The following is a 25,337-nucleotide window of genomic DNA, read 5'->3' on the forward strand; positions in this document are numbered from 1 at the left end:
AACGCATCAGCGGACGACAGCACTTGAAGTTACTTAGAATCATCTCTTCGGTTAAACCGGAAAAAGGCGGGCCCATCAACGCGGCTCGGGAAATCGACACGCTGCTCACCCAGGACGGGCATCGCGTGGATGTGCTGACGCTGGACGGCGCGTTCGCTGTCGACTATCCCGGCACCGTGCATTTCATGGGGCCAAGCCGGTTTGGGTACGGGCTGAACGGCAACATTCGTCCATGGCTGGAACAGCACGCGCGTGACTATGATTTTTTCATCATCAACGGTCTGTGGCAGTACCACGGCTTTGTTGCCCGCCAGGTGCTTAACAAGCTGGGCCGACCGTACATCGTGTACACCCACGGCATGCTGGATCCCTGGTTCAAGCACGCTTACCCACTCAAGCATTTGAAGAAATGGTTGTACTGGCCGTGGGGCGAATACCGGGTGCTGCGGGATGCGCGGCGCGTGGTGTTCACCAGTGAAGAAGAGCGGATCCGTGCACGCGAGTCGTTTTGGCTCTATCGCGCCAACGAAACGATTACGGCCTACGGTACTTCCAGCCCACCGCTCGACGATGCGCGCCTGGCCCACGACTTCGTCACTGAGCATCCGCAGCTCAAGGGCAAGCGGGTGGTGTTGTTCCTGAGCCGTATCCACGAGAAAAAGGGCTGCGATCACCTGTTGCAGGCCTTTGCTCAGGTGGCCGGGCAGGACGCGCGTTTGCACTTGGTGATGGCTGGCCCTGACCAAGGGGGTTGGGTGCAGGCGCTGCAGGCGCAGGCTGTGCAATTGGGTATCGCTGATCGCGTAACGTGGCCCGGCATGCTGCAGGGCGCCGCGAAGTGGGGCGCGTTCTACGCCGCCGAGGTGTTTTGCCTGCCTTCGCACCAGGAGAATTTCGGCGTGGTCGTGGCTGAGGCGCTGGCGTGCGGCAAGCCCGTGCTGATCAGTAACAAGGTGAATATCTGGCGTGAAATCGAGAAAGACGCCGTAGGGTTTGTCAGCGACGACACGGCGGCGGGCGCCCTGCAAAACCTGCAACGCTGGTTGCAGCTGGATGCGCCCGGTTACGCGCAGATGTCCCAGCGAGCCAAGGTGTGTTTTACCGAGCGCTTCCATATCCGGCGGGGTGCACAGCGCCTGCTGGAGATAGTGCGGGAGTGTTTCCCATGATTCTCCAAGGTAATGATCCGCATCGCTCACCGTCATTCTCCCTGGGCCATCGGTTGCGCCGTCAGCTCTGGAACATGGTGTATGTGTTGCTGTTTCGCACCAGCCCACGCCCGTTTCATGCCTGGAGGGCCTTCCTGCTCAGGTTGTTCGGCGCACGGCTGGGCAAGGGGGTGCACGTGTATCCACGGGCAAAGGTCTGGGCACCCTGGAATCTGGAGCTGGGTGACCATGTCGGTATTGCCGACGGCACCACCCTGTACAACATGGCGTTGATTCGCATCGGGCGCTACAGCGTGATTTCCCAGGGGGCCCATTTATGTGGCGGCTCCCACGACTACAACAGCAAGAACTTTCAGCTGTATGCAAAACCCATCGTGCTGGGGGACCACGTGTGGGTGTGTGCCGAGGCGTTTATCACCTTGGGTGTCAGTGTGGCGGATGGCGTGGTGGTGGGGGCTCGCACTTTGGTGATCAAGAGCATCGTGCAGCCATGGACCGTGCACGCCGGGCATCCGGCCCGGCAAATCGGCGAGCGTACCCAGCACCTTCAGGCGGTGATGCCATGAACCGCGAAACCATCAGCGTCATCATCCTCACCTACAACGAAAGCCTGCACATCGCCCGGGCCATCGACTCGGTGCGCGCCTTCAGCGATGAAGTGCTGGTGGTGGATTCATTCTCCAGCGACGACACCTGCGACATCGCCCGACGCCACGGCGCGCGGGTGGTGCAGCACGCGTTCATCAACCAGGCCAAGCAGTTCCAGTGGGCGTTGGACAACTTACCGATCACCGGCAACTGGACGATGCGCCTGGACGCCGACGAAATTATCGAGGCCGACCTCGCCGCCGCGATCAATTCCCGCCTGCCGACATTGGCCAGCGACATCACCGGCATCAACTTCAAGCGCAAGCATATTTTCATGGGCCGCTGGGTGCGCCATGGCGGCCGCTACCCCCTGAAGATGCTGCGGCTGTGGCGCACGGGCCTGGGGCGCATGGAAGACCGTTGGATGGACGAGCACATCTCGGTGGCCGAGGGCCGCACCATCACGCTGGAAGGCGGGTTTGCCGACCATAACCTGCATGACCTGACCTTCTTCACCCACAAGCACAACCAGTACGCCACCCGTGAAGCCATTGAAGTGCTCAACGCACGGCTCGGGTTGTTCGCGATCCGCGATGAAGTGCATACGGGGCAGAGTTCGTTCCAGGCCAAGGCCAAGCGGCTGATCAAGAACCGCCTGTATAACCGCGTGCCGTTCACCCTGAGCTCGACGGCGTATTTCTTGTGGCGCTACATCATTCAACTGGGGTTTCTCGATGGCCGCAGCGGCCTGGTCTATCACCTGCTCCAGGGTTACTGGTACCGCTTTCTGGTGGGCGCGAAAGTGCTCGAGCTGGAAACCGCGATTGCGCATTTAAACGATAAGGAAGCCATTGTCCGCGAACTTTCAAAGTTGACCGGACATAACTTGAACCTGCCCACACCGAAGTAACTGACCGTTTTTAACAAACACCCAAGTTTGGGTGTCGGCCTTCGCTCGCCTATCAATCGGGAGACAGACATGAACAAAGTCGCGCTTATTACCGGGATTACCGGTCAGGATGGCTCGTACCTGGCGGAACTGCTGCTGGAAAAAGGCTATACCGTGCACGGTCTCAAGCGACGTTCATCGTCGTTCAATACCCAGCGCATCGATCACATTTACCAGGACCCCCAGGCCCTGCATAAAAACCTGATCCTGCACTACGGCGACCTGGCCGATTCGTCCAACCTGACGCGCATCATCCAGCAGATCCAGCCCGACGAAATCTACAACCTCGGCGCGCAATCCCATGTGGCCGTGAGCTTTGATTCGCCGGAATACACCGCTGATGTGGATGCCTTGGGCACCCTGCGCATCCTCGAAGCGATCCGCCTGCTGGGCCTGGAAAAGAAGACCCGGTTCTACCAGGCTTCGACCTCCGAGTTGTACGGCCTGGTACAGGAAACCCCGCAAAAGGAAACCACGCCGTTCTACCCGCGCTCGCCCTATGCGGTGGCCAAGCTGTACGCCTACTGGATCACCGTGAACTTCCGCGAGGCCTACGGCCTGTATGCCTGCAACGGCATCCTGTTCAACCACGAGTCGCCGCGCCGTGGTGAAACCTTCGTGACACGCAAGATCACCCGTGCGCTGACTAACATCGCCTTGGGTCTGGAACAGTGCCTGTACATGGGCAACATGGATGCCCTGCGTGACTGGGGCCACGCCAAGGACTACGTGCGCATGCAGTGGATGATGCTGCAGCAGGACCGCCCGGAAGACTTTGTGATTGCCACCGGCGTGCAGTATTCGGTGCGCGACTTTATTCGCTGGTCGGCGGCGGAGTTGGGGCTGCAGTTACGTTTTGTCGGCGAAGGCGTGGAGGAGGTGGCGGTGGTCGAGCAGATCGACGGCGACCTGGCCCCTGGCATCCTGGTGGGGGATGTGATTGTGCGGGTGGACCCGCGTTACTTCCGCCCGGCAGAGGTGGAGACGCTGCTCGGCGACCCGTCCAAGGCCAAGCGTTCTTTAGGGTGGGTGCCTGAGATCAGTGCACAGGAAATGTGTGCCGAAATGGTCCGCGAAGACCTCAAGGTCGCCCAGCGTCACGCCCTGTTGCGCCTGCATGGGCACGACGCACCGATTGCCGTGGAGAACTGAGCATGGCACGCGATCTTGATGCACGGATCTTTGTCGCCGGCCATCGCGGCATGGTCGGTTCTGCCATTGTTCGCAGGCTGTGGGCGCTGGGGTATACGCAGATCCTTACCGCTGGCCGCGATGAACTGGACCTGCTCGACTCGGCGGCGGTGCAGGCGTACTTCGCCGGGCACCGTGTGGACCAAGTGTACCTGGCGGCCGCCAAGGTCGGCGGGATTCACGCCAACGCCACGTACCCGGCCGATTTCATTTACCAGAACCTGATGATCCAGGCCAACGTGATAAACGCTGCCCACAGCCACGGCGTGCAGCACCTGTTGTTCCTTGGCTCATCGTGCATCTACCCGGTGCATGCGCCGCAGCCGATGATCGAGGCGGTGTTGCTGGACGGCGCGCTGGAGCCCACCAACGAGCCCTACGCGGTGGCCAAGATTGCCGGGATCAAGCTGTGCGAGAGCTACAACCGCCAGCACGGGCGCGATTACCGCAGCGTGATGCCGACCAACCTGTATGGGCCGGGTGATAACTATCACCCGGAGAACAGCCACGTGATTGCAGCCTTGTTGCGACGTTTTCATGAGGCGACCCAGCGCGGTGATGACGAGGTGGTGATCTGGGGCAGCGGCCGCCCGCGCCGTGAGTTTTTGCATGTGGATGATATGGCGGCGGCCAGCGTGCACGTGATGGAACTCGACGCCGCGCGCTATCGCGAGCAGACCCAGCCGATGCGCTCGCACCTGAACGTCGGCACTGGCGTGGATTGCACCATCGCCGAGCTGGCAGAGGCGCTGGTGCGGGTCACCGGGTTCCGGGGGCGCTTGCGCTTCGACGCGAGCAAGCCCGACGGCGCGCCGCGCAAGTTGCTGGATGTAAGCCGTATCAACGCCCTCGGTTGGGAAGCCTACGTGCCGTTGGAAGAGGGCCTGCGCGATGCCTACAACGCTTACCTCGCCGCACTCGAACAGCCTCGGGGCCAGTGATGAAGATCCTTCTGTATGGCATCAATTACAGCCCGGAGCTGACCGGCATCGGCAAATACAGCGGGGAACAGGCGCGCTGGCTGGCGGCGCAAGGGCATGCAGTGCGCGTGGTGACCGCACCGCCGTATTACCCGCAGTGGCAGGTGGGCGAGGGCTATTCGCCGTGGCGTTTTCGCACCGAGCAGGACGCCGGCGTCACCGTGATTCGCTGCCCGCTGTACGTGCCGCGCCAGCCCACGGCGCTGACGCGCCTGCTGCACCTGGTGAGCTTTTCCGCCAGCTCGTGCCTGGCGGTCCTGGGGCAACTGCGCTGGAAGCCGGACCTGGTGATCCTGGTGGTGCCCACGCTGTTTTGTGCGCCCCAGGCGCTGCTGCTGGCCAAGCTGAGTGGCGCGCGCTCGGTGCTGCATATCCAGGATTATGAAGTGGATGCGATGTTTGGCCTGGGCATTGGCGGCGGCTCGCTGCTGCGACGCTTGGCGTTCGGCATCGAGCGCTGGCTGTTGCGGCGCTTTGATCGGGTCTCGACGATTTCCAGCGGCATGCTCGACAAGGCCCGTGGCAAAGGCGTGAACAGCAAGCGGCTGATGTTCTTTCCCAATTGGTCGGAGACTGCGCGTTTTCGCCAGGTGCCGCACAACCGCGCGTTGCTGGAACGCCTGGGTGTGCCGCCGGGCGCCAAGGTGCTGTTGTACGCCGGCAATATCGGTGAGAAGCAAGGCCTGGAGCTGATTCTGGATGCGGCGCGGGCCCACGTCGATCGTACGGAGGTGGTGTTCCTGATTGTCGGCCAGGGCACTGGCAAGGCGCGTTTGCTTGAGCGTGTACACAACGAAGGCCTGCGCAATGTGCTGTTCGCGCCCTTGCAGGCTTACGAGGATTTACCCGCGCTGCTGGCCTCGGCTGACGGGCACCTGGTGATCCAGAAACGTGGGGTGGCCGATTCCGTCTTGCCGTCCAAGCTCACCAACATTCTGGCGGTGGGCGGTCATGCAATTATCACCGCCGACCCCGGCACCACCCTCGGCCGCCTGTGCGAGGAGCATCCGGGCATTGCGGTGTTGATCGAACCGGAATCGCTCGCGGCGCTGAACGCCGGGATCGAGCAGGTTCTGGCATTGCCTGCGCGCAATAGTGTGGCGTTGAACTACGCCAAGGAGTTCCTCGACAAGGAACGCATTCTGCAACGTTTTCTGGCACAGGTCTGACGGGTATGTGGCTTGATTTACCGACCTTCCAAACGGTCGTAGCGTCGACGCCCCTGGTGGCGATCGACTTGGTGGTACGCAACCGTCGTGGCGATGTTTTGCTCGGTCTGCGTGTGAATCGACCGGCCTACGGCTTCTGGTTCGTGCCCGGTGGGCGCATCCAGAAAAACGAAAGCCTGGACGGCGCCTTCCGACGCATCACCCAGGATGAACTGGGGCGCCCCTTCGAGCGCGCGACTGCCCGGCTGCTGGGGGTGTTCGAGCATTTCTACGATGACAGTGTGTTTGCCAACGCCGGGGCTGGGCCGGACACCCACTATGTGGTGCTCAGCTACTGCCTGGAGCTGGCCGGCGACGAAACCCTGCAGCCGCCTGCGGGACAACACCAGCAATACCGTTGGTGGCCGGAGGATGAACTGCGTTTCAGCCAGCGGGTGCACGCCAACACCCGCGCCTATTTCTGATGCTCTCGCCCAAGGATGCCCTCATGTTAATACCCGTAATCATGGCTGGCGGTTCGGGGTCGCGCCTGTGGCCGCTCTCGCGGCAATTGAACCCCAAGCAGTTCCTGCGCCTGACCGATGCGCACCTGTCGATGCTGCAGCAGACCATCACACGCCTGACCGGCGCCAACGTGGGCTTGCCGCAGTTGATCTGCAACGAGCAGCACCGCTTTCTGGTGGCTGAGCAATTGCGCCAGTTGGGCCTGGAACAGGCGAGCATTCTGCTGGAACCGGTGGGGCGCAACACGGCGCCGGCCATCGCGCTGGCGGCGTGCAAGGCGGTGGCCGAGGCCCACGACCCGGTCCTGCTGGTGCTGGCGGCGGACCACCTGATCGAAGACATCCCAGCATTCCATGCCAGCCTGGAAGTGGCGTTGCCCCTGGCCCGGGCCGGCAAGCTGGTGACCTTCGGCATCACCCCCACCTGTGCGCACACTGGCTACGGCTACCTCGAACAGGGCGTGGCGGTGGGCGAGGGCGGTTACCGGGTCAAGCGCTTTGTGGAGAAGCCGGACGCCACCACCGCCGCGAAATACGTGGCCAGCGGTGACTACGCCTGGAACAGCGGCATGTTCATGTTCCGTGCCAGCCGTTACCTGGAAGAGTTGGAGCGCTTTCAGCCGGCGATCCTCGAAGCGTGTCGCGTGGCGTTGGAAGGTGGCAGCCAGGACCTGCCGTTCACCCGCGTGCACAGCGCAACCTTTGCCGCGTGCCCGGACGTCTCCGTCGACTACGCCGTGATGGAAAAAACCAGCGAGGCGGTGATGGTGCCGTTGCAGGCCGGCTGGAGCGATATCGGCTCGTGGTCGGCGCTGTGGGAGGCCAGTGCCAAAGATGCCAACGGCAATGTGCTGCGCGGCGATGGGCTGGCGCTCGACACCCGCGACACCTACGTCCACGCCGACAGCCGATTGGTCGCTACTGTCGGGGTGCAGGACCTGATCATTGTCGAGACCAAGGACGCGGTGCTGGTGGCGCACAAGGACCAGGTGCAGCAGGTCAAGGGCATCGTCGACCAGCTTAAACAGGCGGGGCGGCATGAGCACCTCAACCACCGTGAAGTGTATCGGCCGTGGGGCATGTATGACTCGGTGGACAGCGGCCAGCGCTACCAGGTCAAGCGCATCACCGTGAAGCCGGGGGCCAAGCTGTCGCTGCAAATGCATCACCACCGCGCCGAGCACTGGATTGTGGTGAGTGGCACGGCGCGGGTCACCAATGGCGAGCAGACGTACTTGGTCTCGGAGAACCAGTCGACCTATATCCCTATCGGCCAGGTGCACGCGCTGGAAAACCCAGGCGTGATCCCGTTGGAGTTGATCGAGGTGCAGTCGGGGTCTTATTTGGGCGAGGACGACATTGTGCGCTTTGAAGACAAGTACGGTCGGGCCTGAAGTTTTCCGACAATTAATAACGTTTTAAATAACTTCACGGGCGCCAATGTATTGAAGGCCGGGCGCTTCGCCGATAAAACGTTATTTTTTAACCGCGGCGTTAATTATTCGCCGTCTGGTGCACTGTTTAGTTGAATGGCACTATCGGACTGACCATTCACTGACGATAAGGAGTCTGAGATGAGAACACCACTGGCTATTATTGTACTCAGTATCCTGAGTACTTCTGCGTTGGCCGTTGAGTTGCCGTTGGGGCTCGATACCACGGTGGCGGGCACGGTGACGGTGGGGCAAACCCTGCTGGTCGGCAGCGCCCTCATCGCCGGTGTTGCGGCGGCTTCCAACAGCGGCGGCAGTTCCAATGGCGGCACCACCACGGGTACCACCGGCACGACCGGTACCGGCAACTAAGTTGTAAACCTTCCGCTTTTCAGACCGCTTGGAATCCCCACCCAAGTGGTCTTTTTTTCTTGTCGATTATCGCGAGTGTCCTAGCACTATGATGCGTATTTTTTCTGTTGCGGCTGTGGCCGCTGCATTGTTGCAAGGCTGCATGTTTGCCCCGGGCCAATATATGGACACGGCGGCGATGACCGAGCAGGGTGGCGCTGAAAGTAGCCGCGTGGATTTAATTCCAATAACGCCCAAGTTACTCGCCATGGACGCGGCCACCCAGGTGCCGTATTCCATCCCGGCAGAGCTGTTGAGTTATAAGCCTGGCCCGTATTTGATCGGCGCCAATGATGCGCTGTATATCACGGTGTGGGATCACCCCGAACTGACGGCGCCTTCCGGTCCACAACAACAGATCGATGCCAACGGTCGCCTGGTCAGCCCCGAGGGCAACCTGTTCTACCCCTACGTGGGCGAACTGACTGCCAAAGGGCGCTCCATTGAAGCGTTGCGCAGCGAGATCACCGACAAGCTACGCCAGTACATCGACAGTCCCCAGGTGGACGTCAGCGTACTGCGATTTGCCAGCCAGCGTGTGGTGATTACCGGCGCGGTGGCCAAGGCCGGGCCGGTGCCGATCACGACCATCCCGATGAACGTGATGGAGGCCATGGGCGCCGCAGGGATCGACCCGCTCAATGCCGACCTGTCGAACCTCACGCTCACCCGTGACGGCAAGCGCTACACCCTGGACCTCGACACGCTCAACCTTGCACAGTCGCGCGTCAACGACATCTACCTCAAGGACGGCGACCAGCTGTACCTGGCCTACAACGACCGCAAGCGCATCTACGTGATGGGGGAGGTCATGCAGCCTCGCGCCCTGAGCTTCAAGACCCGCAGCATGAACCTCTCCGACGTGCTCGGCTCGGTGGGCGGGATCAACCAGAACACCTCCAACGCGGATGCCATCTACGTGATCCGTGGCGCGCAGAACATGGCGACAGAGCCGGCCAAGGTCTACCAGCTGGAAGCCGCGTCTCCGTCGGCCATGGCACTGGCCACGCGCTTTGATGTGCAGCCCCAGGATGTGGTGTTCGTCGGCCCCGCCAATATCACCCGGTGGAACCGCTTTATCAGCCAGTTGATCCCTTCCGCCACGATCGTCGGCATTGGCGCGTCCACTCAGAACAACCTGAGCGAAGCCAGCAACCGATAGGGTGGAACCTGCGTGAACACTCTGAAAATCGCTACGTATGCGGGGTTGGCGTGGCTGTTGGCTGGTTGTAATCCGTTGATGACGGCCTCTCTCGATACCTTCAAGGCCGCCGTGGCCGGGCCTGCGCCGCTGGGGTTGACCCAAGCCCAAGTGGAGGCGGTGCCGTTTCCCCAGATCAAGGTCACCACGGTGTCCAGCGAAGGCGTGATGGCGCTGATTCGCCAGCGCGACGACCTGCAATTCTGGGTCGCGTCCGGCAAGCAAGTGCTGATGCTGCGCGACGGCCTAGTGGTGCGCACGGTCGGCCTCGGGGCTGACCTGGATGGCACGCGTTGGCAGGGGCAATCGCCCTTTCAGCAAGGGCTGCACCGGGTGCCGGATGGCTACCTCAGCACACGGCAGATCGACCTGGTGGGCGGCTATCGGATGGGCATTACGGTCACCAGCCGCCTGACGCGCAAGGGCATCGAAACCCTCGAGATTTTGGACAAGCCCTACGCTCTGTTACGGATTGACGAAGACGTGGAGGCGGCCGGTTTTCACGCCCGCAACCGCTACTGGGTGGACCCGGTGAACGGTTTTATCGTGCAGAGCGAGCAACACCTCACGCCCGACCTGAGCCTGACCATCACCCAACTGCAACCGACCCGCAAGGACGCCCGATGATTGTTCGACGACTCGGGGCGCTGCTGCTGTTATGTGGCTGCGCCCCGCTGTGCCTGGCCGCGACCCTGACGGTCAGCGGCCAGGTGCGTAACCCAGGCCCTGTGGTGCTGCAAGCCGACGCGCGTTTGCTGGATGTGATCACTGCTTCGCAACCGGATGCCCAAGGCTATTGGCTCGGGGCGGCCTGGTTGCATCAGCCTCTGCTTGAAGCCCAGGCACGGCTCAAGGCCGGTGTGTTGTTCGACCTGCAAACCCTGCACCAGGCCGCGTTGGCGGCAGGGCGCGAAGATCGGGCCCGTGCAGCGGCGCAGCTTTATCAGCAGGTGCAGGCGTTGCCGGTGACCGGCCGCCAGGCGGCGGTGCTAGACCCGGTAGCGGTGGAAGTGGGGTTTGCGCCAAACCTGCCGGTCAGTAGTGGCGACCGCCTGGTGTATCCGCCAAGGCCCGACAGCGTGCGGGTCCTGGGCGCGGTTGCCCGTGCGTGCACCTTGGCATTTGCGCCGTTGCAGCAGGGGAGCGCCTACCTCGACGCATGCCCGGCGTCGAAGGCGGCGGACACCGATTACCTGTGGCTGATCCAGCCCGACGGGCACGTCACGCGCCTGGGCATTGCACCCTGGAACCGCGAGGAGGGCGCGCCGCCCGCGCCCGGCAGCACGTTGCTGGTGCCGATCCGCAGCGACGACCTGGACCCGCCCACGCCTGAACTGAATCAGCAATTGGCTGAGTTTCTCGCCACCCAACCCCTGGCCGAGGTCACGCCTTGAAATTATGTATTGCGGCCGTGCTGCTGGTGCCCTGTGGCGTCGTGCATGGCGATCCCCGTTACACCCAAAGCGATTTCGGCGGCGTGGGCTTGCTGCAAACCCCCACCGCGCGCATGGCCCCCGCCGGCGAACTCAGCGTCAATGCCAACCGCACCGAACCCTACAGCCGCTACAGTTTTTCGGCGCAGCCCCTGGACTGGCTGGAAGGCACCTTTCGCTACACCGCGATCACCAACCGTCCCTATGGTGCCGAGTCGTTCAGCGGCGGCCAGAGTTACAAGGACAAGGCTGTCGACGCCAAGGTGCGCCTGTATCAGGAGACCCACTGGCTGCCCCAAGTGGCGGTGGGGTTCATGGACTTGGGCGGCACCGGGCTGTTTTCCAGCGAATACCTGGTGGCCAGCAAACGCTACGGCGATTTCGATTTCAGCGCCGGTATCGCCTGGGGTTACCTGGGCAGCCGGGGTGACTTGGGTAACCCGTTGGGCGCGCTGGACGATCGTTTCGACGAGCGGCCCACCGCCGAGGGTTCCGGCAGTTTTTCCAATGGCTACTTTCGCGGCCGCCCCGGGCTGTTTGGCGGCATCGCTTACCAGACGCCCTGGGCGCCGCTGAGCCTCAAGCTCGAAGTGGACGGCAACGACTACAAGAACGAACCGCGGGACAACCGCTTTCGCCAGGATTCGCCGGTCAACGTCGGTATGGTCTATAAGCTCGCCGATTCCATCGACGTGAGTGCTGCCTGGGAGCGGGGCAATACCGCGATGTTCGGCATTACCCTTCATACCAATTTCGTCAGCCGCAAGGCACCGGTGAAAACCTACGACCCACCGGCGCCCAAGTTACCGAGCGTGGCACCACCCACGCCACCGGAGCAGGTTGATTGGGCCGCTGTGTCCCAACGCCTGCACGACAATGCCGGCTACACCGTGCAACGCATCACGCAACGCGGGCCGGAGCTGTTGGTGTATGGCGAACAGCAGCGCTATTTCTACAGTGCCAAGGCGGTGGGGCGCGCGAGCCGGATCCTCGACAACAGCGTGAATGACCAGATCGATTGGTTCACCCTGGTCAGCGAACGCTATGCCATGGGCATCGAGGAAACCAGCGTGCCCCGCGAGACCTTTCGCGAGGTGGTCAACCACCGTGAAGAGCTGCGGGCCCTGCACCGCCAGGTCGAGGTCAATCGCGCCAGCGAGCGCGCGCAAACGGTGCTCTACACCCAGTCGCCGACACCCTTCAGCTATGGCGCAGGCCTGGGCTACAAACAGAACGTCGGCGGGCCGGACGGCTTGCTCTATCAGGTTTCCGCCGACTTCGACGGCGAATACCGCTTCACTCGCACTACTTGGTGGAGCGGCATGTTGAGCGTCAACCTGCTAAACAACTACGACGGTTTTACCTACGATGCACCCACGGGTTTGCCACGGGTACGCACCGACCTGCGCAAGTACATGACCAGCGCCGACGTGACATTGCCGACCTTCCAACTCAACCATGCGCAGCGCCTGGATCAGGACGTGTACGGCATGGTCTATGGCGGCTTGCTGGAGTCGATGTATGCCGGGGTCGGCAGTGAAGTGCTGTACCGGCCGATGGGCAAGGGATGGGCAGTGGGCGCGGACCTGAACTATGTGCGCCAACGTGGCTTCGAGCAGGATTTCAGCCTGCGCGATTACCGCACGGTCACCGGCCATATCACCGGCTATACCGATCTGCCGTTCAATATGCAGGGGGCTTTGAGCGTCGGCCGCTACTTGGCCAGGGACTGGGGCGCAACGTTGGATCTGTCGCGGCAATTCAACAACGGTGTGCGTATCGGCGCGTGGATCACCCGTACCAACGTGTCCAAGGAAGCGTTTGGCGAAGGCAGCTTCGACAAGGGCCTCTACCTGTCCATTCCGTTCGATGAGTTGATGAGCCTGTCGACCATGCGCCGTGCCAACCTGGTGTGGGCACCGCTGACCCGCGATGGCGGGGCACGCTTGAATCGCGCGTATTCGCTGCATTCGATGACGGATGGACGCGACAGTGAACTGTTCTACCAGAACATCGACAAGATCACGGAGTAACGGGTGGGGTCGCGTTCAAGTGTGGGAGGGAGCAAACCCTAATGCCAGTCATTTAAGGGCGAAAACTGTACCTGTGGCGAGGGAGCTTGTCGAATCGTCACACCGTCCCGTTGGGCCGCGCAGCGGCCCTAAAATAGGACTGCTGCGCAGTCCAACGGGACGATTCGACAAGCTCCAGCGCTCAGTAGATATCCTTGGATAAAAGCGTAAACGGCGTCTTCAGCAGAATCTTGATGTCCAGCCACAGCGACCAGGTATTGATGTAACGCAGGTCGATATCCACGCGCCGCTGCATCTTCTCCAGGGTCTCGGTCTCACCCCGGCAGCCACTGACCTGCGCCAGGCCGGTAATGCCGGGCTTAATGCGATGGCGCGCCATGTAGGCGTGAATCTTCCCCGAGTAGAAGTCATTGTGGGCAATCGCGTGGGGACGGGGGCCGACCAGGGCCATATTGCCCTGCAGCACGTTGAACAACTGCGGCAATTCATCGATGGAGGTACGGCGAATAAACCGGCCGACCGGGGTGATGCGTGAGTCGTTGCGGCTGGCCTGGCGCACCTCGTGATCATCATGCACGCGCATCGAGCGGAACTTCCACACCTTGATCACCTGGCCATTCCAGCCATGGCGGTCCTGTTTGAAAATCACCGGACCGGGGGAGGTGAGCTTGATCAACACCGCAAACAGCAGCAACAACGGGCTCAACACCAGGATCGCCAGCAAGGCCAGGCTCTTGTCCAGCAACGACTTGCTCAGCGCCGCAGTGGGGCGGCTGGTCAGCGGGCTTTCATTAAGGAAGATCGCCGGCAGACCATCGACTTCGGCCACGCAATGATTGAGCAGCAGCATGTTGTTGAGGTCGGGCACCCAGATCACATCCACATTGATCTCCAGCAGGTTGAGGTAGAGCGCCTCGATGTGGGTCGCGTCCTGCAACGAGTGGGTGATGTAGAGCCGGCGAATACCGTGTTGCCGGATCAGGTGCGGCAATTGCGGCAGCTCGCCGAGTATCTGTGGGTGTGCGTCCTGGGCTGCCTCGGTGTGGCTGCCGACCAGACCCACCAACGGCGAGTGTTTCTGGCGAGACAAGGTGTTCGCAAGGTCGACCGCGAGTTTGCCGGTGCCCACGATCAATGACTTGTGCCGTTGGTAAAGTTGCCGATGGTAATACCGCGACAGGCTGTGCAAGGGGATATAGCACAGCGCCAACAGTGGGTAACTGACAGCGCCCCACAACAGCAGAATCTCCAGGGGAAACAATGAACTGGCATTGCAGGCAACACCCACCGCGAACACGATACCCACGGTAAGTAACCAACCCATGAACAGTCGTCCAAGGCCCACGCCATAGTCATCTTTCTTGCTGTAGACATCACAGAAGGTATAAGCCGGTAGCGACGCCAGTAGGGTGAAGGCCGCCAGGATCCGATAGTTATAATCAAGTTGGCCGGTCTTCAAAGACACCAACATAAACAACAGTGTTACAACTAAGCCCGATGCGAGCGTCCATTGGCCCCAGAACGTCAAACCCTTAGGGGTCAGGTGGCGATGCATTCTAGTATTATTCAGCATAGTTCTGCTCCCGGTGGTGACCACACACGTGGTGGCAGGGCTTGATCACGCGGCGCAATACCGCACTAAAACAACAGGCACGCGCAGGCGCGTACCCATGGATAGTAATGAAGGGCAGGGGGCATTGGCTGACGACTTATAACAAGGTCGGCGTAATGTGATCAGCAGGGAGTGTTATAAAAGGACGGGTATAAGTGTGTGTTAATAGGCAGGGTGAGTGATAAAGTGATCGTTATTTTTATATGTTTAACGGCGTGGCTGAGCCAGCTCGAGCGGCTTCTTGATTTTTTGCGTCAGGCAATAACCACGGTTTCTGACGGCGCGAAACAAACGCTCACCGTCGTTGGCGCGCTTGAACTTTTCCTGCAGCCGGCTCAGGCACATTTCCAACCCGCGATATAACTCGGGTTCGCGGCCTATATTACGGATCAGCTCTTCTTTGCTGACCACGCGTTCTTCATGGTGGAGCATTTTTTTAATCAGCGCGGATTCAATGGTGGTCAATGAAATACGCAGGCCGCCCTTGACCAGGGTGCGATCATGTTGGGTCAGCAGCCAGAAATCCTGTGGGTACTGCTGAGTGCGCTCAGGGCTTATTTCCGGAGGTGGAGTATGGTTATTCGGCGCGCTGTCATGATCCTTTGGCAGGGGCATTCTGGATTCTTGTCTCACAGCGTTAAAAGGGTGTGAGGGTAAGAGGCGGGTATGGGTAATGACGTAGGTATTCAGGCGCGGGGTGGCATTGGGGCTGGCAGACCGTGGGTTGAATAACAGCTGTTCTGCGTCTGCCTGGCTTGTCGCCGCTGCGTTTACATCGTAGTGGAACAACTCGGCATTGGGGGTGAAGTCGTGCAATGCGATAGCAGGAAGTGTGGGCGTGAAGGCGTATTTCTTGAGGGAGCTCATAGTGTCCACCGAGAGTAGGAAGGTGCAGTTGTTATAGGCAGTCAGCAGGGGAGTAATAACCGCCCTGAAAGTATTCGAAAGGCAGGTGTTTAGCCAGCAGCGCACTGTCGGCAAACTCGACAGTGTCGGCAATAAAGCACACCCGCGCCGTATTGATCAGCGCCAGCATGCGGTCGTAGAGCCGATCGAACAGGTCGGAGCGTGTATTCAGGCTCAGCCGCAGGGCGGAATCCGGAAAGGGCATTTTTATGTAGTTGTAGAGTTCGAGATCGATCAGCAGGTCGGCCTGCTTTGTATCAAGTCTGTAATTGTTGTAGGCGAGGGTGATGCCGCATTGGTCTTTCAATTTATATAACTGGCGCACCATGGCCCTGCGTTCAACCGGGCTGGGCAGGGCATCCAGAGGGTTGTCGATGCAGAGGGTCAAGGGGGGGCTGCGCTTCTCCAGTGCTTGGGCAGTCTGAACAATTTGTTTGTGCAGGTCTGCGTTCATTAAGGCGGCTTGATCAATGTGCAGGAACTTATGACTGCGCGAAGGAGGGGAGACGCTGCGCCGTACATCTATACGGTGTAGCGCTTCCTTATAGGCAGTTTCAGGTAACGCGCGAGTGTGCGGCCACGCTATGCGGATTTCACTGCCCCAGAGTGCATGGCTGCGATCAACGATAGCCTGCCTGACAATGTTGAAGTCCACCGAGTGGGCAGGGGGGATTTTCTCGCTATTCACGATTCGACCGCTCCTTGGCGGATTGGAAATGGCCGGTGCATATAAGACCCCGGCTTAGTTTGTACCCATAACCGCGAATATTCTGGATGATGTTTTCACCGTAGTGCGCCTTGATTTTACTGCGCAGTCGGCTGATAGACTTTTCCATCGCTCTGGAGTCGTAGTATTTGGTATTCAAACCCATGACGGCGGCGATCTCGTTGTGACTGAGCAGTCGCCGTTGGATAAGGGCTTCCAATACACTCATTTCAACAAAGGATATTTCCAGTTTTTTGCCGTCGCCATAAATGCACATGCGGTCTTGATCGAGTACCAAGCCACACTGATTCAGTCGTGCACTCTCGCTGAGGAATGCATCAAACAGGCTCAATTTTTTCTCAGGAGGGGTGTCGACCACCTTGATGCAGTAATCCGCGCCTGCCAGGTAGTATTTTGTTTTGCTCAGGGTTGAGGCAAAGGTGACAACGACAAATATGGTGCAGCCGGGATTGTTGTTTCTGGTCTTTCTTATTATGTCCAGTGTCTGGCTACTGGCCGAGGGTGTGTCAATTTCTATGATGATTGCGCGGTAATTCCCGTGACTTTCCTGGGTGTCAATGAGTTGTTCGTAGTAACGTGTATCGACTTTCAAATCATCCGTTACAGTGCGAACTATAAACTCCCGAAAGTCCTCCGATTTCGATTGAGTCCGTGCAATAGCGAGGACGTTGGAAAAATGCATCACCTACTCCCTTTTCCGGCATGCAAGGCCGTCAGTTCATTCGCTGCCAGCGTTTAGATACTAATCGAATTGATTCCGCTAAAACGTGACAAATTTTAACATTCGCCACTTTATTTGCGGGGGGGGCGGAGCGAGGGGAGAGGGGGGGGTTGTGGGGAAGTTTGTACGGTATTGCACATATGCTAGTGCAGTTTTTAGTGTGCGATAAATATTTTAGGTCAATGGGTTAGCGACGGCGGACGGTTAAATATTATCAATAATGAGGGGGGCTCAATGCGCCCCTTTCAAACTCTCAGGCTGTAGCGTCTAACTCAGCACCCCCACGCGGACGCGCACCTGAGCAGCTCAAGTTCCCCACGGCTTAAAACCCAAGGCGAATCTCGGCACATAATCCACCTCCCGAACGATTGCTCAAGGTCAACGACCCGCCTATGGCGACGGTCAGTTGCTGCGCAATTGCCAGCCCCAGGCCCGTACCACCGGTGCCGCGATTGCGAGAGCTTTCCACCCGGTAAAACGGCTGCATCACCTGCACCAGTTCGTCCTCGGCAATCCCCGGCCCGCGATCCAGCACCTTGATCGACAATTCCCCGCTTGTCGTCGAGCCCACTACCAGCTCCGCACTGCCTGCGAACTTCAGGGCGTTGTCCACCAGGTTCACCAGCACCCGGCGCAAGGCGTGGGGGCGAGTGTCGAGTACCACCGCGCTCTTGCCGGACAGGCTCACCTGCTTGTGCATGTCCTGATAGTCAAACACCAGGCTGTCGAGAAGCGCATCGAGGTTGATTCGGTGGCTGGCTTCGCTGGCGCCATGAACGCTGCGCGCATAGGCCACGCCTTCGCGCACCAAGTGTTCCATTTCGCCGAGGTCGCTCCAGAGTTTGTCGCGGTCGGCGGAGTCTTCCATGAATTCGGCACGCAATTTCATGCGGGTTATCGGGGTTTGCAGGTCATGGGAAATCGCCGCGAGAATCTGCATGCGTTCCTTGAGGTATTCGGCGATGCGCTGTTGCATTGCATTGAACGCGGCCGCGGCATGCGCGACTTCCGTCGGGCCGGTTTCGTCCAGCGCAGTGGGGTGGGCATTCGGGTCGAGGGTCTCTACCGCCCGCGCCAGGCGGGTCAGGGGGCGGATGGCCAGGCGCACGGCGAACCACGTGCAGCCCAGCAGCAGCGCCAGCTGGAGCACCAGCACTACGGGCAGCCAGTAGGCGACGGGCACAGCGGCAGGACGCACGTCGAGGGTGATCGGGCTGCCATCGGCCAGGGTCAGGTGCGCCTGGAAATGCTTTTGCAGGCCGGGTAGGTCACGGAAGGTCAGCGCGTAGTGTTCGCCCAGCGCGTCCGCGATCGAGGTGGCGGCCATGGGCATATCGTCGCTGCGCATCGGCTCGCCGGTTTCGCCGGCATTGAGCAGGTACCGGTAATTCTGCCGGTCGAGGCGCGGCAGCCAGCTGGCGCGTTCGTTGGCGGGTAGACGGTCGAGGATGGCGACTGAGGTGGAGACATCGTTTTCCAGGTTGCCCAACATGGCGGTGCGCGCGCTGATATAGCGCTCGTAGAACTGCGCACTGAACGACAACCCATGGGCGCACACCAGGCTGATCAAGAAGATCAGTGACAACTGCGACGCCAACGTACGCGGCCAGCCCAACCGCAGTCTCATAAACCGTGGCGTCATTGATCGGCCCCGAGGATTTCCACCGGCAAGGAGAACACATAGCCCTCACTGCGCACGGTCTTGATACAGGCCGGCTCACGGGCGTCATCCAGCAGGCGTTGGCGCAGGCGGCTCACCAGCAGGTCGATGGAACGGTCAAACAGATCGGCGTCGCGGCCTTGGGTCAGGTTGAGCAACTGGTCGCGATTGAGCACGCGCTGGGGGTGGTCGAGGAACACCCGCAGCAGGCGGTATTCGGCGCCGCTCAGGGCCACCAGGGTGCCGTCTGCGTCGAGCAGATGGCGCGCGGTGGTGTCCAGTCGCCAGCGACCAAACCGGATCAGGCGCCCGGTTTCGCTGACCACCAGGTTTGGCGGCAACATGCGTGTGCGGCGTAACACGGCGTTGATGCGCGCCAACAGTTCACGGGCCGCGAAGGGTTTGACCAGGTAGTCGTCGGCGCCCATTTCCAGGCCGATGATGCGGTCGGTTTCATCGTTGCGCGCAGTGAGCATCAGCACCGGTGTGGCCTTGTGCTTGCCCACCCGCAGCTCGCGGCACAGCTGCAAACCATCGTCGCCAGGCATCATGATGTCCAGCACGATGAGGTCTACCGGTGTCGTGTCGAGGAAACTGCGCATCTGGCGGCCGTCGGCGACCACGGTGGTGCGCATACCGTTTTTCTTCAGGTAGTTGCCTACCAGCTCGCGGATCTCCCGGTCGTCATCGACGATCAGGATGTGATCGACATGATCCATGCTGCCTGCCTCGTTAAATACTCAGTGGAGCGCAGTCTAGCCACTGGCGACGGCCTTGCCTTGTGCCCTTTGTATTGCAGTGTATCCGGCTATAACGGAGATACATGACGAAGCAAAATCGGGCACACGCAGGGATGCGCGAGTTGTGGCTGGTCGGTTACGGCAGGCTCAAGGACCATTGGAAGCCCTGAGCAACAGCGCTTCGAATACCTGTTGCACCTGCGGCTCATCACTGTGGGCCACATTGAAACGCATCGAGTCGCGGTGCGCCGCGTCATAGCCGAACAGCGCACCGGGCGCCAGCACCATGCCGTGTTTCAAGGCCGCCTGGGCCAGAAGCTCGCCGTTGATTCCGGGCGGCAGGCGCGCCCAGATGAACATTCCGCCCTCATAACCCATGGGCAGTTCGCAGCCGCAACGCTTAAGCCATTGTTCGACCCGTCCACCGGCCTCCATCAAGCGCTGCACCATGCGCTTGCGGTGCTTGGCGTAGCTGCCTTCGCTGAGCATGCGGTACACGATCTGCTCGAACAGCTCGGAGGTCACGCCGCCGCTCATCAGCTTCATATTGGTCAGGTTGGCCGCCAGTTGCGGTGCGGCGACCACGAAGCTGACGCGGGCGTTGGCGCTGAGGGTCTTGGAAAAACCCGACAGGTAGGTGACCTGGTCCAGGCCGGCGAGCGCGGCCAGGCGCGGCGGTGGGGTGGGGTGCAGGTCGCCGTAGAGGTCATCCTCGACGATATGGCAAGCGTATTGCTGGGTCAGTTGCAGCAGGCGAAATGCCTGGCCGGGGCTGAAGGAATGGCCGGTGGGGTTGTGCAGTATGCCGGTGGTGAGGTACAGGCTGGGGCGGTGCTCAGCCAAAAGCTGTTCGAGGGCATTGAAGTCAAAACCATCGGGCCGGCGTTGGATCGTTACCACCTTGACCCCGTGCAGCGCCAGGTTGGCGTGGAAGTTAAAGTAGCACGGCGCATCCAGCAGCACGGTGTCGCCGGGCCGTGCCAGCAAGCGCATGAGCATGTCCAGGCCTTGCACGGTATTTGGCGTGGTGATGATCTGGTCCACCGGCACCGACAGGCCTTCACCGTGCAGCTTCTGTTGCAGCGCCTGGCGCAACGGTAGCAGCCCGGCCGGCGTGCCCAGCCCGGCGATGCGCAACGACGGCGCACGCACCACGCTGCGCATGGCTTGACGAATGGCGTCGCTGTCCAGCCACGCCTCGGGCAAGTGGCCGCCGCCGGGGCGCAGTTCGCCGTAGACCGTTGCGAGGGGGCGGCGCAATACGCTGAGCAGGTCCTGAGGCAGCAAATCAACCCAGTTTGTCGTGGCCGTATGGACGCGGTCCACGGTCACGAAATAACCACGGCCTTGGCTGGACGTGAGCAGATTGCGCCCGCGCAGGCGGTCGAGGGCTTCGTTGAGGGTGAACTTGCTCACGCCCAGGGTCTGGGTCAGTTCGCGCACCGAGGGCAACTTGCTGCCGGCAGCCCATTCGCCGTTTTCGATGGCCCGGCTGAATGCCTCGACGATCTGTTGCACCTTGGGGGTGCCCTCGACAAAGGCAATGGCCGATACGAACATGCGACTTCCTTATCTTTACTGGTAATTTTACCGGTGAAGTTCGGGCGGATTAGGCCTCACTTTACCTGCCTTGCGCAAGGGCAACTGCCTAGACTGCAGGCTCTCTTCCTCAGGTCCCCGGCCATGACAAGTGCGTTAACCCTTTCTTCGTTTCTGTACTTCCTGCTGTTTTGCGCAACCATGACGTTCAGCCCCGGCCCCATGACCCTGATGCTGTTGAGCCTGGGCCTGCGCGACGGCCTGCGCCGTTCGATCCCGGCGCAGATCGGCGCGAGTGTGGCGTACCTGATATCGATCCTGATCTTTGCCGTGGGCTTTTCCGAGCTGGTCAAGGGCTATCCTGTCATCACGCAGGCAATCCAGGTGGTGGGCGTGGCGTATATCCTTCACCTCGCCTACAAACAGTGGACCAGCAGCGGCGTGGTGATCGACCGGATCGGTCACGTGGAAGCTGCGCGCAACCTGTTTGGCAAAGGGTTGCTGACCGGGTTTTCCAACCCCAAGACCCTCATCATGTTCAGCGCGGTATTCCCCCAGTTTGCCGGGACCGGTGAGCACCGTTCGACGCTGGATATCGCGATCCTCGGGCTGACGTTCCTGCTGCTGCAATTCGCCAGCGGCTGCCTGTATTGCTACTTCGGCCAGCGCATCAAGCATGTGCTGGAAGACCCCAAGCGGCGTGTGGTGTTGCAGCGCATCACGGCGGTGCTGCTGCTGGGCGTGGCGCTGATGCTGGCGCGGGGCTTTGCCCACTGACGACGCCGAGCTTATCAGTGGTAGTGGCTAATTGCCGGTGCCCTGATAGACTCCTGGCATTCACTCAGGATTTCATCTCACCATGTCAGCTGCAGAAGGAACCGGACTTCCGCTCGCTTCACGGCTGTACAGATCCCGCCTGCTTGGGCTGACGCTCGGGTTAGTGTGCGTGGTGTTCGGGATGTATCCCCTGGACCCTGCCGGGTGGGTGTGGGCGTGGATGCTGATCAACGCGTTTGTCTGGCCGCACCTGGCTTTTCAACTGAGCGTGCGCACCACCAACGCACTGCGCAGCGAACGGCGCAACCTGCTGTTTGATTCCTTTTGCGGTGGGTTCTGGGTCGGTGCCATGCACTTCAACCCGTTGCCCAGTGTGACCACCTTGTCGATGATGACCATGAACAACGTGGCCATTGGCGGCCCCCGTTTCATGCTGGCCGGGTGGGTGGCGCAGGCGCTGGGTATCGGCACCTCGTGGCTGTTGTTCGCCCCGGCCTTTATCGCCGTGACCACCCAAGTTCAGCTTTACGCCTGCCTGCCAATCCTGATGGTGTATCCGCTGGCATTGGGTTGGATCTGCTACCGCCAGGCGGTGACGCTGGCGCGACACAAGCGCGAGCTATTGGCGTTGAGCCGCACCGACAGCCTGTCCGGACTGCTCAACCACGGCGCCTGGAAAGACCACCTTGAACTTGAATTCCAGCGCTGCCGCCGGGGTTGCTCAGGCGCCGCCATTGCCTTGATCGACATTGATCACTTCAAGATCATCAACGACACCTACGGCCATGTCACCGGCGATATCGTCCTGCGCCAACTCAGTAAAGTCCTGCGCCAGAACCTGCGCGCCACCGACCTCGCCGGGCGTTACGGTGGCGACGAGTTCTGTGTGATCCTGCCGGGCATGCCTCTCAACCGCGCCACCGAAGTGATGGATGCGCTGCGCGACCGCTTCAACGTCTTGGCCTACGCCCAGGACCCGACGTTGCGCGCGAGCTTGAGCATCGGCCTGGCGCCGTATCAACCGAGCCATGCGGATTCGACACACTGGTTGAATGATGCCGACCAAGCGTTGTACGAAGCCAAGAGCAGTGGGCGAAACCGCGTGAGTTCCGTGCAGGGGAGTTGGTTGCGATCGGTCTAGTGGGGTAGGGTGTCACGGCACCCTCCAACAACAATCAAGGATCGGTTCATGCTCTTCAACTTCTCGCGTACCCTCCTGGCCGCCACCTTGGCCGTGTCCTTCGCCGTGCCGGCCTACAGTGCCGAACCCCACAAACAGATCCAGGCACACGCCGAACAGTACAAGGCCGAAGCGTTGAAGCTGTTGGAACGCCTGGTGAATATCGACTCGGGTTCAGGGTATGAGCCGGGCCTGACGCAAGTGCGCGATATCGCCGTGGACGAGCTGAAACAGCTGGGCTTTGCTATTGAACAAGTGCCGGATAAAGCGGCCAACAACAGCCACGTGGTTGCCACCCTCAAAGGCACCGGCAAGGCCAAGATCCTGCTGATGGCCCACATGGACACCGTCTTCAAGGAAGGCTCGGCGGCCGAGCGCCCGTTCCACATCAAGGACGGCCGCGCCTATGGCCCCGGCGTGATGGATGACAAGGGCGGCATCGTCGCCGGCATCTACGCGCTCAAAGTCCTCAAGGACCAGGGCTTCAAGGACTACGCGCAAATCACCTTCCTGCTCGACGCCAGCGAAGAAACCGGCTCCGATGCGGCCTCCGAGCTGATCCGCAACACCGCCAAGGCCCACGACGTCACCCTCAACCTCGAACCGGGCCGCCCCGCCGACGGCCTGGTGGTGTGGCGCAAAGGCAGCGCGACCGCCGTGGTCGAAGTCAAAGGCAAAGCCGCCCACGCCGGTGTCGCCCCGGAACTTGGCCGCAACGCGGCGATGGAGGTTGCGCACCAGATCCTGCAACTCGGCAAGCTGGGGGATGAAGAGAAGAAAACCACCATCAACTTTACTGTGCTCAAGGCCGGCGACCGCACCAACGTCATCCCCGACCAGGCCACGGCCAAGGCGGATGTACGCGCGGCGTTGCCGGAAGAATTTGATCGCATCGAGAAGGATTTGGTGCGGGTGTCGGCGAATAAGCTGATCCCGGACACTGAAGTCACCACCAGCTTGAAACGTGGCTTGCCGCCCATGCCGCAGACGGCGGAGTCGGACAAGTTGGTGGCGATTGCCCAGGGGATTTATGGGGAACTGGGCAAGAAACTGACGATTGAAGGCAGCGGCGGGGCGGCGGACGCGAGTTTGTCAGCCGGGGTAGGGACACCGACGTTGGATGGGTTCGGGATTGTCGGGGGGAATATTCATACCCCGGAGGAGTATGCCGAGGTGGAGAGTGTGGTGCCGCGGGTTTATTTGCTTAGCCGCATGATTATGGAGCTTTCGAAGCGGTGATTGGGGCGGAGGGCTCATCCGGTGGGGTTGGGTGAGCAGCTCATTCAGGGTGAGTGGGTACTTTTTGGGGTGAGCAGGTTCGTGTGGTGAACACGCTTCTGTGGTGAGCAGGCTTGCCCTGCGCTGGGTTGCGCAGCAGCCCCAAAACAGACAATGCCGCTTAACCTGAAAGTACCCACTGCCTGCACTGGGGCCGCTTCGCGGCCCAACGCGAGCAAGCTCGCTCGCCACAGTGGGGGCGGTGCTGTTCTGGAGGGCGTTGGTGTTACCAAGTTGACGGGGCTTCGAGGCTGGCTTTTTGGAGATCATCTTTCCAGACCTCGTTGGCGAGTCTATAGATGTCGGCGAAGAAACCTCGGGGGTCGGCTATTTCTGTTTCGTTCCAGGCCATGGTTATGTATTCGTCGTAATCGTTTTCAAATTCTTTCGAAAAATCAAATTCGGAATTGTCTAGTGCATCTCTGAGAGCAGAGATCAATATAAAACGATGCCTGTAGGAAAGGTACATAAGGTCTTTCAGGATGAAAGAAACTATGATTTTTTCCCTATCTTCTTGATTGTTGGGGTCGTACTTCCATAGCTCTTTTCCAATTGTTTCCTCAAGGTCGTATATCGATAATGCACCTAATATATGAGAGATATTAGGGACGTATGGAGTGTTCATAAAAGGGCGTTTCAGCATCGTCTGCTCAACATCCGTATCCAACTGGATATCGCCGACAAGTAAATAAACATCAGCGGCTCATCGCTGAGCACCAGCAGGCCGTGGGCAATCGAGTTTTTACCGAGTTTCAGCAGTTCATCCAGTTCGGTCTGGGAGATGTACTGAGCGCTCTGGAATATATGCACCAGGGTCAATTTGCCATTGGCCTGGCACGTAGCGACGGTGCTGCTTGGGTAAAGGGAGCGGTTGATCGGCGCGACCAGCGCCACTTCATCCCCGACCTTGAAGACTTGCTCGACATCCAGCGCCGAAAAGCTCCAAAAGCTCGAAGCCCAGTCATCAAAGGTATTCAGGCACTCCCGGAAATCGCGAAAGACGCTCTCGACATCGACCGTCTTCACATCCATTGGGGTCAGGGCCAGCCTGCCAATGGCCGGGGTCAAGAAACAGCTCCAACAACAAGAAAATCCATCTGCAATCCCTCGCACTGTGTAATCAGGCGAGGGACTTTG

General features: G+C 60.4%; 24 protein-coding genes and 1 pseudogene. 16 read left to right on the forward strand and 9 right to left on the reverse strand.

The window, feature by feature from the left end:
* Positions 1-23 precede the first annotated feature (23 nt).
* The 13 genes from BM403_RS03835 (at position 24) to BM403_RS03895 (ending at position 13,060) form a co-directional block, all read left to right on the forward strand.
* On the forward strand, positions 24-1,169 hold the full coding sequence (locus BM403_RS03835) for a glycosyltransferase (RefSeq protein ID WP_012724818.1): 1,146 nt from the start codon (positions 24-26) through the stop codon (positions 1,167-1,169).
* A complete protein-coding gene (locus BM403_RS03840; protein ID WP_043205501.1) occupies positions 1,166-1,735 on the forward strand; it encodes an LbetaH domain-containing protein in 570 nt (189 codons plus the stop codon). Before BM403_RS03835 ends, BM403_RS03840 begins: the two co-directional genes overlap by 4 nt.
* Positions 1,732-2,667: a glycosyltransferase family 2 protein gene (locus tag BM403_RS03845; protein ID WP_046034674.1), complete on the forward strand. Its 936-nt coding sequence runs from the start codon at positions 1,732-1,734 to the stop codon at positions 2,665-2,667. Before BM403_RS03840 ends, BM403_RS03845 begins: the two co-directional genes overlap by 4 nt.
* A 69-nt stretch (positions 2,668-2,736) precedes the next feature.
* Entirely contained in the window at positions 2,737-3,858 is a 1,122-nt protein-coding gene (gmd, locus tag BM403_RS03850; protein WP_012724815.1) for a GDP-mannose 4,6-dehydratase, read from the forward strand.
* Positions 3,859-3,860: 2 nt separating this feature from the next.
* Positions 3,861-4,838, forward strand: a complete 978-nt coding sequence (locus BM403_RS03855) for a GDP-L-fucose synthase (RefSeq protein WP_012724814.1) — start codon at positions 3,861-3,863, stop codon at positions 4,836-4,838.
* Positions 4,838-6,046, forward strand: coding sequence for a glycosyltransferase WbuB (locus BM403_RS03860; protein ID WP_012724813.1), 1,209 nt, complete (start codon positions 4,838-4,840; stop codon positions 6,044-6,046). The genes BM403_RS03855 and BM403_RS03860 overlap by 1 nt, the downstream gene beginning before the upstream one ends.
* A 5-nt stretch (positions 6,047-6,051) precedes the next feature.
* Positions 6,052-6,510, forward strand: coding sequence for a GDP-mannose mannosyl hydrolase (locus tag BM403_RS03865; protein WP_046034676.1), 459 nt, complete (start codon positions 6,052-6,054; stop codon positions 6,508-6,510).
* A 23-nt stretch (positions 6,511-6,533) separates the two neighbouring features.
* Positions 6,534-7,943 carry a mannose-1-phosphate guanylyltransferase/mannose-6-phosphate isomerase gene (locus tag BM403_RS03870; protein WP_093541648.1) on the forward strand — a complete coding sequence of 470 codons (1,410 nt, stop codon included), beginning with the start codon at positions 6,534-6,536 and terminating at the stop codon, positions 7,941-7,943.
* 180 nt (positions 7,944-8,123) lie between these two features.
* Complete coding sequence (locus tag BM403_RS03875) at positions 8,124-8,354, forward strand: hypothetical protein (protein WP_093541650.1); 231 nt, start codon at positions 8,124-8,126, stop codon at positions 8,352-8,354.
* Positions 8,355-8,442: 88 nt separating this feature from the next.
* On the forward strand, positions 8,443-9,555 hold the full coding sequence (locus BM403_RS03880; RefSeq protein ID WP_080943347.1) for a polysaccharide biosynthesis/export family protein: 1,113 nt from the start codon (positions 8,443-8,445) through the stop codon (positions 9,553-9,555).
* Positions 9,556-9,567: 12 nt separating this feature from the next.
* On the forward strand, positions 9,568-10,221 hold the full coding sequence (locus tag BM403_RS03885) for a YjbF family lipoprotein (protein WP_371913993.1): 654 nt from the start codon (positions 9,568-9,570) through the stop codon (positions 10,219-10,221).
* A complete protein-coding gene (locus tag BM403_RS03890) occupies positions 10,218-10,988 on the forward strand; it encodes a capsule biosynthesis GfcC family protein (RefSeq protein ID WP_046034679.1) in 771 nt (256 codons plus the stop codon). Before BM403_RS03885 ends, BM403_RS03890 begins: the two co-directional genes overlap by 4 nt.
* Positions 10,985-13,060 carry a YjbH domain-containing protein gene (locus tag BM403_RS03895; RefSeq protein ID WP_093541652.1) on the forward strand — a complete coding sequence of 692 codons (2,076 nt, stop codon included), beginning with the start codon at positions 10,985-10,987 and terminating at the stop codon, positions 13,058-13,060. Before BM403_RS03890 ends, BM403_RS03895 begins: the two co-directional genes overlap by 4 nt.
* A 181-nt stretch (positions 13,061-13,241) precedes the next feature.
* Here the strand turns inward: BM403_RS03895 and BM403_RS03900 are convergent, their stop codons facing one another.
* From BM403_RS03900 to BM403_RS03930, 7 genes are all read right to left on the reverse strand, one after another.
* Complete coding sequence (locus BM403_RS03900) at positions 13,242-14,633, reverse strand: undecaprenyl-phosphate glucose phosphotransferase (RefSeq protein ID WP_046034681.1); 1,392 nt, start codon at positions 14,631-14,633, stop codon at positions 13,242-13,244.
* A 246-nt stretch (positions 14,634-14,879) separates the two neighbouring features.
* Positions 14,880-15,539, reverse strand: a complete 660-nt coding sequence (locus BM403_RS03905; RefSeq protein WP_046034682.1) for a winged helix-turn-helix domain-containing protein — start codon at positions 15,537-15,539, stop codon at positions 14,880-14,882.
* A gap of 31 nt (positions 15,540-15,570) precedes the next feature.
* Complete coding sequence (locus BM403_RS03910) at positions 15,571-16,266, reverse strand: YuxH family protein (RefSeq protein WP_093541654.1); 696 nt, start codon at positions 16,264-16,266, stop codon at positions 15,571-15,573.
* Positions 16,259-16,987, reverse strand: a complete 729-nt coding sequence (locus tag BM403_RS03915; protein WP_043205495.1) for a winged helix-turn-helix domain-containing protein — start codon at positions 16,985-16,987, stop codon at positions 16,259-16,261. Before BM403_RS03915 ends, BM403_RS03910 begins: the two co-directional genes overlap by 8 nt.
* 361 nt (positions 16,988-17,348) lie before the next feature.
* On the reverse strand, positions 17,349-18,653 hold the full coding sequence (locus BM403_RS03920) for an ATP-binding protein (RefSeq protein WP_093541657.1): 1,305 nt from the start codon (positions 18,651-18,653) through the stop codon (positions 17,349-17,351).
* Positions 18,654-18,664: 11 nt separating this feature from the next.
* Complete coding sequence (locus BM403_RS03925; protein ID WP_093541658.1) at positions 18,665-19,405, reverse strand: response regulator; 741 nt, start codon at positions 19,403-19,405, stop codon at positions 18,665-18,667.
* Positions 19,406-19,573: 168 nt separating this feature from the next.
* The gene (locus tag BM403_RS03930; RefSeq protein WP_093541659.1) at positions 19,574-20,986 is read right to left on the reverse strand and encodes an aminotransferase-like domain-containing protein; all 1,413 of its coding nucleotides are present in this window, start codon (positions 20,984-20,986) and stop codon (positions 19,574-19,576) included.
* A 123-nt stretch (positions 20,987-21,109) separates the two neighbouring features.
* On the opposite strand from BM403_RS03930, the gene BM403_RS03935 reads away from it, so the two are divergent.
* The 3 genes from BM403_RS03935 to BM403_RS03945 all read left to right on the forward strand — a co-directional run bounded on the left by BM403_RS03935 (position 21,110) and on the right by BM403_RS03945 (position 24,161).
* Positions 21,110-21,742, forward strand: a complete 633-nt coding sequence (locus BM403_RS03935) for a LysE family translocator (RefSeq protein ID WP_046034687.1) — start codon at positions 21,110-21,112, stop codon at positions 21,740-21,742.
* Between the two features lie 82 nt (positions 21,743-21,824).
* On the forward strand, positions 21,825-22,883 hold the full coding sequence (locus tag BM403_RS03940) for a diguanylate cyclase (RefSeq protein WP_093541661.1): 1,059 nt from the start codon (positions 21,825-21,827) through the stop codon (positions 22,881-22,883).
* Between the two features lie 48 nt (positions 22,884-22,931).
* Positions 22,932-24,161: a M20/M25/M40 family metallo-hydrolase gene (locus tag BM403_RS03945; RefSeq protein WP_043205493.1), complete on the forward strand. Its 1,230-nt coding sequence runs from the start codon at positions 22,932-22,934 to the stop codon at positions 24,159-24,161.
* Positions 24,162-24,426: 265 nt separating this feature from the next.
* Here the strand turns inward: BM403_RS03945 and BM403_RS03950 are convergent, their stop codons facing one another.
* Together BM403_RS03950 and BM403_RS03955 are read right to left on the reverse strand one after the other, a co-directional pair.
* A complete protein-coding gene (locus tag BM403_RS03950; protein WP_371913994.1) occupies positions 24,427-24,825 on the reverse strand; it encodes a hypothetical protein in 399 nt (132 codons plus the stop codon).
* 26 nt (positions 24,826-24,851) lie between these two features.
* Positions 24,852-25,268, reverse strand: a pseudogene (locus tag BM403_RS03955) (hypothetical protein); the annotation flags it as partial.
* Positions 25,269-25,337: the final 69 nt, after the last annotated feature.

Origin of the sequence: Pseudomonas sp. OV546 (assembly GCF_900116845.1) — a bacterium.
GTDB lineage: Bacteria > Pseudomonadota > Gammaproteobacteria > Pseudomonadales > Pseudomonadaceae > Aquipseudomonas > Aquipseudomonas petroselini.

What these genes read in the sequence shown, in the direction of transcription:
- BM403_RS03840 (WP_043205501.1), top strand. Translation starts at nt 1,166, where the DNA reads ATGATTCTCCAAGGTAATGATCCGCATCGCTCACCGTCATTCTCCCTG.
- BM403_RS03845 (WP_046034674.1), top strand. Translation starts at nt 1,732, where the DNA reads ATGAACCGCGAAACCATCAGCGTCATCATCCTCACCTACAACGAAAGC.
- gmd (WP_012724815.1), top strand. Translation starts at nt 2,737, where the DNA reads ATGAACAAAGTCGCGCTTATTACCGGGATTACCGGTCAGGATGGCTCG.
- BM403_RS03855 (WP_012724814.1), top strand. Translation starts at nt 3,861, where the DNA reads ATGGCACGCGATCTTGATGCACGGATCTTTGTCGCCGGCCATCGCGGC.
- BM403_RS03860 (WP_012724813.1), top strand. Translation starts at nt 4,838, where the DNA reads ATGAAGATCCTTCTGTATGGCATCAATTACAGCCCGGAGCTGACCGGC.
- BM403_RS03865 (WP_046034676.1), top strand. Translation starts at nt 6,052, where the DNA reads ATGTGGCTTGATTTACCGACCTTCCAAACGGTCGTAGCGTCGACGCCC.
- BM403_RS03870 (WP_093541648.1), top strand. Translation starts at nt 6,534, where the DNA reads ATGTTAATACCCGTAATCATGGCTGGCGGTTCGGGGTCGCGCCTGTGG.
- BM403_RS03875 (WP_093541650.1), top strand. Translation starts at nt 8,124, where the DNA reads ATGAGAACACCACTGGCTATTATTGTACTCAGTATCCTGAGTACTTCT.
- BM403_RS03880 (WP_080943347.1), top strand. Translation starts at nt 8,443, where the DNA reads ATGATGCGTATTTTTTCTGTTGCGGCTGTGGCCGCTGCATTGTTGCAA.
- BM403_RS03890 (WP_046034679.1), top strand. Translation starts at nt 10,218, where the DNA reads ATGATTGTTCGACGACTCGGGGCGCTGCTGCTGTTATGTGGCTGCGCC.
- BM403_RS03900 (WP_046034681.1), bottom strand. Translation starts at nt 14,633, where the DNA reads ATGCTGAATAATACTAGAATGCATCGCCACCTGACCCCTAAGGGTTTG.
- BM403_RS03905 (WP_046034682.1), bottom strand. Translation starts at nt 15,539, where the DNA reads ATGAGCTCCCTCAAGAAATACGCCTTCACGCCCACACTTCCTGCTATC.
- BM403_RS03915 (WP_043205495.1), bottom strand. Translation starts at nt 16,987, where the DNA reads ATGCATTTTTCCAACGTCCTCGCTATTGCACGGACTCAATCGAAATCG.
- BM403_RS03920 (WP_093541657.1), bottom strand. Translation starts at nt 18,653, where the DNA reads ATGAGACTGCGGTTGGGCTGGCCGCGTACGTTGGCGTCGCAGTTGTCA.
- BM403_RS03925 (WP_093541658.1), bottom strand. Translation starts at nt 19,405, where the DNA reads ATGGATCATGTCGATCACATCCTGATCGTCGATGACGACCGGGAGATC.
- BM403_RS03930 (WP_093541659.1), bottom strand. Translation starts at nt 20,986, where the DNA reads ATGTTCGTATCGGCCATTGCCTTTGTCGAGGGCACCCCCAAGGTGCAA.
- BM403_RS03935 (WP_046034687.1), top strand. Translation starts at nt 21,110, where the DNA reads ATGACAAGTGCGTTAACCCTTTCTTCGTTTCTGTACTTCCTGCTGTTT.
- BM403_RS03940 (WP_093541661.1), top strand. Translation starts at nt 21,825, where the DNA reads ATGTCAGCTGCAGAAGGAACCGGACTTCCGCTCGCTTCACGGCTGTAC.
- BM403_RS03945 (WP_043205493.1), top strand. Translation starts at nt 22,932, where the DNA reads ATGCTCTTCAACTTCTCGCGTACCCTCCTGGCCGCCACCTTGGCCGTG.
- BM403_RS03950 (WP_371913994.1), bottom strand. Translation starts at nt 24,825, where the DNA reads ATGAACACTCCATACGTCCCTAATATCTCTCATATATTAGGTGCATTA.